10 protein-coding genes are annotated in these 8,547 nt (G+C 43.9%); all 10 read right to left on the minus strand.

Going from position 1 to position 8,547, the window contains the following annotated elements:
• A partial coding sequence (locus B5F25_RS20035) for a hypothetical protein (RefSeq protein ID WP_206423567.1) occupies nt 1-1,295 on the minus strand: 1,295 nt, incomplete at its 3' end.
• Between the two features lie 185 nt (nt 1,296-1,480).
• Entirely contained in the window at nt 1,481-1,924 is a 444-nt protein-coding gene (locus B5F25_RS20040) for a hypothetical protein (protein ID WP_140406997.1), read from the minus strand.
• A gap of 26 nt (nt 1,925-1,950) precedes the next feature.
• Complete coding sequence (locus B5F25_RS20045) at nt 1,951-3,027, minus strand: BF3164 family lipoprotein (protein ID WP_087251641.1); 1,077 nt, start codon at nt 3,025-3,027, stop codon at nt 1,951-1,953.
• Nucleotides 3,028-3,153: 126 nt separating this feature from the next.
• Nucleotides 3,154-3,423: an NVEALA domain-containing protein gene (locus tag B5F25_RS20050; protein WP_087251642.1), complete on the minus strand. Its 270-nt coding sequence runs from the start codon at nt 3,421-3,423 to the stop codon at nt 3,154-3,156.
• Between the two features lie 333 nt (nt 3,424-3,756).
• On the minus strand, nt 3,757-4,818 hold the full coding sequence (locus tag B5F25_RS20055) for a 6-bladed beta-propeller (protein WP_087251643.1): 1,062 nt from the start codon (nt 4,816-4,818) through the stop codon (nt 3,757-3,759).
• 95 nt (nt 4,819-4,913) lie between these two features.
• Nucleotides 4,914-5,225, minus strand: coding sequence for an NVEALA domain-containing protein (locus B5F25_RS20060; RefSeq protein ID WP_087251644.1), 312 nt, complete (start codon nt 5,223-5,225; stop codon nt 4,914-4,916).
• 311 nt (nt 5,226-5,536) lie between these two features.
• A complete protein-coding gene (locus B5F25_RS20065) occupies nt 5,537-5,794 on the minus strand; it encodes a hypothetical protein (protein ID WP_087251645.1) in 258 nt (85 codons plus the stop codon).
• An 8-nt stretch (nt 5,795-5,802) separates the two neighbouring features.
• Nucleotides 5,803-6,870, minus strand: a complete 1,068-nt coding sequence (locus B5F25_RS20070; protein WP_206423568.1) for a 6-bladed beta-propeller — start codon at nt 6,868-6,870, stop codon at nt 5,803-5,805.
• A 95-nt stretch (nt 6,871-6,965) separates the two neighbouring features.
• Nucleotides 6,966-7,217, minus strand: coding sequence for an NVEALA domain-containing protein (locus tag B5F25_RS20075; protein WP_087251647.1), 252 nt, complete (start codon nt 7,215-7,217; stop codon nt 6,966-6,968).
• Nucleotides 7,218-7,563: 346 nt separating this feature from the next.
• Nucleotides 7,564-8,439 carry a DUF1573 domain-containing protein gene (locus B5F25_RS20080; protein WP_087251648.1) on the minus strand — a complete coding sequence of 292 codons (876 nt, stop codon included), beginning with the start codon at nt 8,437-8,439 and terminating at the stop codon, nt 7,564-7,566.
• Between the last annotated feature and the right edge of the window lie 108 nt (nt 8,440-8,547).

Below are 8,547 nucleotides of genomic sequence, written 5' to 3' on the forward strand. Positions count from 1 at the left end.
CATACGGTCTCTTGAAACTGTCCGATAAGTGTTTGCGTTTCTTTGGCTGCTATCTCTTGGCGCATCGTTTTCCATGCTTCAGGGTTCCGCCGGTTCTGTTCAGCTACATATTCTTTGATAGCCGCCAATCGGTCTGTGACTAACTGTTTCTCTAATAGCAAGTAGCGGCGTTCCCGACGCTTGATGAAAAGGAAAATGCCGATGCCGCATAACAGAAGCGTGATGAAGATACCTACACATAAGTAAATGGTGTTTTCACGTCGGTTAGCCTCCGCCTTTTGGCGGCTCATTTGTTGCAGATATTGTTCGGTCAGTCTCCCTATTTTATCGGTTTGCCGCAAGGCATAAAGCGAATCTTTATAAATATGGAAAGAATCGACATAGACGAAAGCCAAAGCCGGGTGTTCTTTCCGATGCAACTGTGACAGGTTATAAAATGCCATAGTCCGGGTGATGATTTGCGGATCTTTTGTTGCTTTGAGGAAATAGAAAGAAGCCGAATCGACATTACCTTCTTCTTTGAAAAGCATAGCCTTGTTGTAAAAATCATTGCCGTAAGTATCAACTATTTCCTGCAGGTAAACTTTAGCCTGTTGGCGATTGCCGGTCAAACGGGCATGCAGGCACAATTGCCTGATGATATACCTTTCGTAGGATTTATTTTCTAATTGGCGGGCGAACGAAATGGCTTCCTGATAATAATGGTAAGCACTGTCGTATCGATTCAGCAACATAAAAATATCTCCCAAGCTGTACGCGGTGATGTAACAATCCAACGTATCAGAATGTGTGTCTACATACTTCTGCATTTCCCGGTAATGTAACAAGGCTTGTGAGTAGCAGTCAGTTTTGTGATATAAGTACCCCAAGTCGTAGTTCACCAACATCCGTGTACGGTCTTGTGCCTGTGGGGGCAGTGCGGCAAGTGCCTGCAGATTAACCTTCAGGGCAAGGGTGTCGTTGCCTTGCTGCTGGTAGATGCGTCCCAAGAGGAAATAGCTTTTGGCAAGCGGGATGCCGGGAGCCTCCTTACTATAATAATCCAGAGCGATCCGTATCAACGAATCGTTCATTCCTATCCGGCCCTGTTTGTTCAGGGCTTCGGTATAGAGCAAGGCATAGCCTGCCCGCGCCTTTCCTTGTAAACGGTCGGGGCGGACTATCTGCCCGAGCAGGTCCATTACCGAATCAGGTTGTGCGGTATGTAGGGAGGCCTCCTGCAGCAAAGCCAGATCGTTCTTGCTCCCTTGGCGGCAGGAACCAAGCAACAGCAGGCAGAGGCAAATCTGCATCATGTGTTTCATGCCGACAAAGATACACATTTTTTCAGAAGCAGCCATACTGTGTACGGGATGTATTTGTGCACTTGAAAATCAAACGCAAAGACGCAAAGGCGCAAAGATTTTATATTTAGAGAGGGCAAAGAACACAGAGAGTGGCATCGGTTCGTTAGTTTTCATAGTCCTACATAATTAATCCTCTACTCTATTTTATTTAACCGATATAAATTGCCGTCCATGCGTTCTGTAACGCTTATTACCTTATATAATTGCATAGAGCAGTCTCCCTCTACCAAAAAATCAAAGGCAGAACGGGGCAAGGACAAGGTATCCGCACCCGACTCCTTTAACCATCCGGATGTCGCTCCACAGGTGATGACCAACAGTGAATCCGCTTTGCCAGACAACAGACTTTCTTTTTCCGCCGAACCGTCTTCGACAAACAAAAAGTAAGCATACCGCTTCCTGTCATACAAGAAATCAATCTTAGAGTATCGGAAACCGAGCGCATCCTCATTTATCATGCGCTTTTTCGCTAATTCTATCCACACATTGGCAATATAGCCGCTGATGCGGCTCTTATTCGCAACAACAGCCAATGCCGCCAACACTACCAATACGTACCAAACAATTCTTTTTTTCATCGTTTCTATTTATAAAAAACTAAAAATCATTTCAGAGAAATGCTGACCAACCGATAGCCATTTTCTTCATCCAAGGCCATTGCATAAACCACATTCCGTACTTCATCCACACATAAACGAGCCAAACGCCTGTCTGTACGTATTCGTTTTACAGCCTTTCCTTGCCAGTCAAATACAACGATTGAATAAGGCTCCAATGCATCCCCTTTCTCGTGCAACAATGCATAAACAAATCCATTGGTCACATAAACATCTTCAAATCCCAACTGAGTATTTTCATTGCCAACGACAAATACCGGTACGGCTCCTTCAGCCTGTCCATAGACAGGCTCATAGATACACAAGGTAGTATCCGCTAGCAATTCCAAATCTGACCGCACACTAAAATACTCCAATATGCCGCCAATATAAGTAGCATTCAACATTTTAGCATAATCAGGCTTAAAAAGGGTACGTGTATCACTGCTGAATACAGACCAGATTTCTTCTTCTTTGCCGGCTACGTATTCGGTCGGGAAATTGCCATATACAGATTTTATGTCATGTTTGGCCAAATCAAATCTGCCATAACGTAACTGGGGCTGATTGGCTTTCACTAAAAACACACTGTCTTTTACAGGAAGCATATCATATAATACAAAAGGCGTTTCGGATGACGGAAGCATACCATAATCTACCTTATATTCCTGAAAATGCAATTTGCTTATTAAATCTGTATCTAAATGATATACCACTATTTTACGTGAAACGCCATCGTAAACATATAAGACATTTCTACGGACAGACAAATGAAATTGATTGGCTGATAAAAGCTCGCCCGGACCTTGACCTTTATGTGCAAACCGACCGACAGGTTTTCCTGACTGCGTATAGACATGAAAATAATAATCATCCATATCATCCAATACGACAAGACAAGAATCCGTATAGTCCATTTGCAGAGGGAAACGCCACAGAGAAGAATCGTTCAGCGTATGCACCTGCATGTCATAAACACTATCTATACTAATCCCATTAGAATAATAGACAGATTTGCTTTGTTCGGCACACCCTGCCAACAGACCAAGTGCCAACAAAGGTAAACAAAATAATAGGTTCTTCATATTCGCCTGATGTTTCTACTTGATTGAAACTACAATAGAAGAATGTGCTATCATGTAAAAACACTGCAATACAATATAGTTACAAGCATTCACATTTCAGCACATTCAAGATATTACATAATCTCCCTATAAGGAACAAGAATGACTTCCGGTCAACGTTCCTTTAGAAGGTCTTATTTCAGTACCACACAACCCACATTTTGCCCCACATTTATTTACGCTCCCTTTACACGACCAAGTTGTGTGTGTCCCACTTTCATTACCAGCCAACGCTTCCACGTTGGCCAAAGCCAAGTCGGACAACATCGCTTCTTTATCCTGTGCTTGGTAAGCCGTTACACCGGCTGCTACAGCCAAAGCGGCTGCAAATGCCAGCTTCATAAGCTTCTTTTTCATAATTGCTAAAATTTAATGTTATTCTTACTTTGTTTGTTCATTCACTCCGTTCATTCACTCCTGCGAAGCCGCAAATCCACGGTTTGCGTATCTTCTGTTTTCTTCGTAACTTTGCTTCGGTTTAACCTCCTTTCGTTTTAGGGTTTGACTGGAGTGGGAACATATAAAGCTGTCTTCCAAATGAACTCTTTATCGTTTCCACTCCTTATTCTATATTAATACCATTACTTTTGCATACATACACGTTAACATATCCGGCGGGTATCCCCGCCCTTACATTGATTGTTGCAACAATCTTGTTCTAATTTATAAATTTCTATCAACACACTTTACTTATTTCATGCGGTACACACAAAGCGACACCGCATCGCCATCCGTATCGTCAACCGAATAAGTCACCAGACAACCGGGTATATCAGCCGATACCGGATGACCTAAATAGTCCATGCCTACAGACGAAACGTCCAGATTCTTGTAACAAGTCATCACACCGGTACGTTTATCATACAACGAATAGACGGCACGAGGGTCACCGTGCTGCTCCGTCCATATACCGAATATAAAACGAGGGGAACAAGCATAAATCAGGCAAGACCAATAAGAGGACGACACATCCATGCTGTTTTCTACCCCACCAAAAGAACGGGTGCTCTTCTGCAAAGGGTTGACCTGCAGTTCCACGCTGACCGAATCGGCTGTGCAATCATAATGCAGGTAACGGTCGGTGGCGGGACACGAAATGCCTATAACCTGAGAAGAGACGGGATAAAGCCTATCCCAAAAAGCGGAGACCACCGGGTACTTTTCCTTGTATTCCAACAGCACCTTACGCAACCTCCCGTCGGCAGACATCAGCCAAAGACCACACGGGCCGTTGTATATGAAATCTGGAGTAAAGCAGAGGAAACTGCCGTCGGGAAGCAAGGCGATGTTGTTTGCCATGTATTCCGTACGGATTGTACGGAGGAAATCACCCGCAAACGTATAGACATGGATTGCACCCTTTATTTTATCATACACATACAAGGATTCGGAATGCCTGTCAACCATCAGGCGGGTCACCGTAGAATATTCACCGGGACCTTGTCCCCGCCGGTAAATCTTATTGAGGAAAGTGCCTCCTTCTGTAAAATGGTAAATGCTCATCTGAAGCTGGTCGTAAACGAACAGGCAGCTGTCTGCAGTGCAGACCTGGACAGGTCTGCCTATCACTTCACCCTCCGGCAAGTCCAAATGAATTTGCCGCCTGGACGATACAAAAGCAGATAAAGGAAGACTGTCTTCCGCTACCGAAAAATCAATGTCGACCGATGCCTTACACACCCCGTCTTCCATTCGGGAAGAACGGGAACAGGCACAAAGCAGGAACAAGAATATCACATATACATACTTCATCTTTAAACAATATTATGTTGACATGGAGATTACAGGACACATAACCGCACGGAAAGGTCATGCATCCTGATACGCCATTTTTACGAAACACACCATCAAGGGCAAACATCTGTTGCCGAACAAGCACTATACTTATTCCCTGTATATTTACAGCAAGGTATTTCCGTATACATATTAAATTCAGGAATATACAACTTGTAGGTAGAAGCCGCATACCCCTTTTTAAACACTTCATCATCGTTATCATTCCCATGGTCACCTCCTGTATTCTCACCTCCAGCCAACGCTTCCACGTTAGCCAAAACCAAATCAGATAATGTTTCCTTATCCTGTGCATGGTAAGCCGTCACACCGGCTGCTACAGCCAAAGCGGCTGCAAATGCCAGCTTCATAAGCTTCTTTTTCATAATTGCTATACTTTAATGTTATTCTTACTTTGTTTGTTCATTCACTCCGTTCATTCACTCCTGCGAAGCCGCAAATCCCCGATTTGCGTATCTCCTGTTTTCTTCGTAACTTTGCTTCGGTTTAACCTCCTTTCGTTTTAGGGTTTGACTGGAGTGGGAACATATAAAGCTGTCTTCCAAATGAACTCTGTACCGTTTCCACTCCTTATCCTATATGAATACCATTACCTTTGCATACATACACGTTGACGTATCCGGGCGGGCAAACCCCGCCCCTACATTGATATGTTGCAACAATCTTATTGACAATCTCAATGCCGCACGGGTATCACCAAAGGGGCATTGCCCGTGTTCTTCAGCGTCACTTTCCGTTCTTTCTTCTTCCCCATCGGGAAAGAACCGAACTGCACTTCCCGTTCGCTTAAAAAAGCAGTGGTCTGCTTCGCATCCGTAGATGCGGAACGCTTGCCGATGACTATATTCAAGTAGAACTCTTTCACCAACGGATTGTGGACCGAACACTTCATCATCGTTACCTCGGTTTGCGAATCTCCTATATTACTTTGCATCGGGTCCGTTATTCTTTATCAAAAGATTTGAAAGAAAACCTTATTAACAAAGGATTGTCATCTTCCAATCTGCCGCATCGGCGAATCAAATCATGCAGCATCCCCTTTTCTTGAAAAAAGAAAGGATAAAGTATACCATAAAAAGACTCATCGGAAGCGTTTACAACCACTAAGGGAGAATCTTGGTCTTGTTTTCCTGAATATATCCTTTTCATACGCTTGTCTATACAGATATTATACAGTGATAAATCGGGAGACACAGTACTTATAAACAGGTGACTCCCCGTTTCATAAGTGGATAACAAGCATTTAAAATAAGGCTTACTATCCACCGAAGAAAGTTCTGTGGCAGTCTGTGGTATCAAGCTGGAAGGTAATGTCCATTTGCCAAAATCGAAAGCGTATTTCTTCTGTAATTCGTCTCCCACAAGTCGGTCTATCCGGAAATGACCGTAATCGGACAGGCAATTCACTTCTCCTTCCGAATCATAAAAGAACTTTTGAGTGACAAAAGGGAAGCCTTCACGTTTCTTTATGCCGACCATACGGTTATCCGTATAAACATATAAACTATAATCTTGACCAGCCGACCAAAAATAGAAACAATCCTTAGTAGGATTCACAAATTGATAAAAATCGGATGCCATACTGTCTTCAAAAGTCAAACGATATTGATAACGGCCTGTTTCCATATCATAAGCCAATACCGACGCATTGTCTAATATCAAAAGGCTTTTCTTGTCATAACTGAGTGTCATGTCCTTAATGACAGTATATTCCCCTTCACCGCCGCCTAAGGCATCTATTTGGTATAAAAAAGCGCCATGGGAATTAAAGACGAATATCGACTTTTGCTTATCGTCATGGTAAACGATGTAATTGCTTGTTACGATACATTTACGCGCATAACTCAACAACAGGCTATCCGTTGTTTCCAACGGTATGGCCTCTTCCACTTGGACAAGCGAATTCCAATCGAATACAGAATCCTCACGATAATCAATGGCATAAGTATCCCTGTCTGACTCAAAGCGAGAGGTACACGAACCTAACAACAATACTAAAACAAGCCCCATCCATTTCATAAAATACGATATTACTGTTTTGTTTGTAAGCTTCTGCCATCCTTCAAACGAAAGGACAAAAACCTACAAACTTTAGAATCTGACAATCAACAATCTGAAGCAAAACATTCGTCCGGTCCTCCAGGTTTACAACTTACCCATTTCTTATAAGAAACCGGATCCGGACAATTACCTGTTGTTTTGGTAAATCCACCGCTTAATTCACCACCTGCCAACGCTTCCACGTTGGCCAAAGCCAAGTCAGACATCACTTCTTTATCTTGAGCTTGGTAAGCCGTAACTCCAGCTACTACAGCCAAAGCGGCTGCAAATGTTATTTTCAAAAATCTTGATTTCATTTTTTTCTTGTTTTAATTGATTATTACTTTATTTGTTTTTTACCTGCGAAGCCGCAAATCCCCGATTTGCGTATCTTCTGTTTTCTTCGTAACTTTGCTTCGGTTTAACCTCCTTTCTGTTTAGGGTTTGACCGGAGTGGAGACATACAGGTTTCCTTGCACGAACTCCGTTCCGTTTCCACTCCTTTTATATAAAATCTCTTTATCTTTTGCACAAATAGCAATAATTATATTGTAGGGGCGTATCGCATACGCCCTGAAAACATACACGTGGATTACTGGACGCATTCGGGCGTATGCAATACGCCCCTACAACGAATGGAAGAAACCCAATTAAAACCAATTGTCAATTGCTTACCGCTTCCCCCGTTACGATGATGCGCAACGGAGCATCTGCCGTGTTGCAATACACGTCTACCGTCTTGCGGAAATGACCTGCCTCATCCGCCTCGTAAACAATCAGCAAGGTGGTTTCCTCGCCCGGACGCAAAGGACGCTGGCTGTATTCCACACGGGTACAGCCACACGAAGTGTCTATACCGTGTATCACCAAAGTGACATTGCCCGTGTTCTTCAGCGTCACCTTCCGTTCTTTCTTCTCCCCCATGGGGAAAGAACCGAACTGCACTTCCCGTTCGCTCAACGAAGCAGAGGTCTGCACTGTTTCTGCCGAAGCGGAACGCTTGCCACCGATGATGTTCAGATAAAGTTCCTTCACCTGCGGATTATGGACAGGATTGCCGATGGCAACTACCCGGTTGTCCTTATCGAGCAGGAAAGTCTGCAGAGCCATCTCCGAAGGAAAACGGTTCAGGCGGTTGAAAGCATCCTCACGGTCGAAACACACCGGATAGGTAAAGCCATCGCGTCGTGTCAGATAAGCTAACTCGCGTGTATCCTTCGGATGGAAAAAGAATACATAAGACAACTTGTCCCTTCCGAACAACGAATCGGTCTCCGCTATCAACTGTTTCCACTTGGGCAGCTGCAGCTTGCAGCTGGCACAACCCAGAGAATCGACATACGTCACGATGCGGTAGGGAACAGCCTGCCAGCGGAAATCCACCGTGTCCCTACCCTGCACCGTAAACACCGCTTGCGCAGGAAAGGAGATTTCCTTCCCGTCCCATTCTTGCACCAGACGCGTCAAACGTTCCTTATCGGATTCCTGACAAGCTGCCAGCAAACACAGCATCAATAGCAATACACCCGTTTTCTTCATAGCTTTGGTAACATTTGGTTACAAACGGAAAGTACCTGTATAAACCGTACCATCTATTTCTATCCGCAACTGATACGTACCTGCAGGCATACCGCTTAGGTCAATCAT

This window comes from Bacteroides sp. An19 (assembly GCF_002160215.1).
GTDB classification, from domain to species: Bacteria; Bacteroidota; Bacteroidia; order Bacteroidales; family Bacteroidaceae; genus Phocaeicola; species Phocaeicola intestinalis.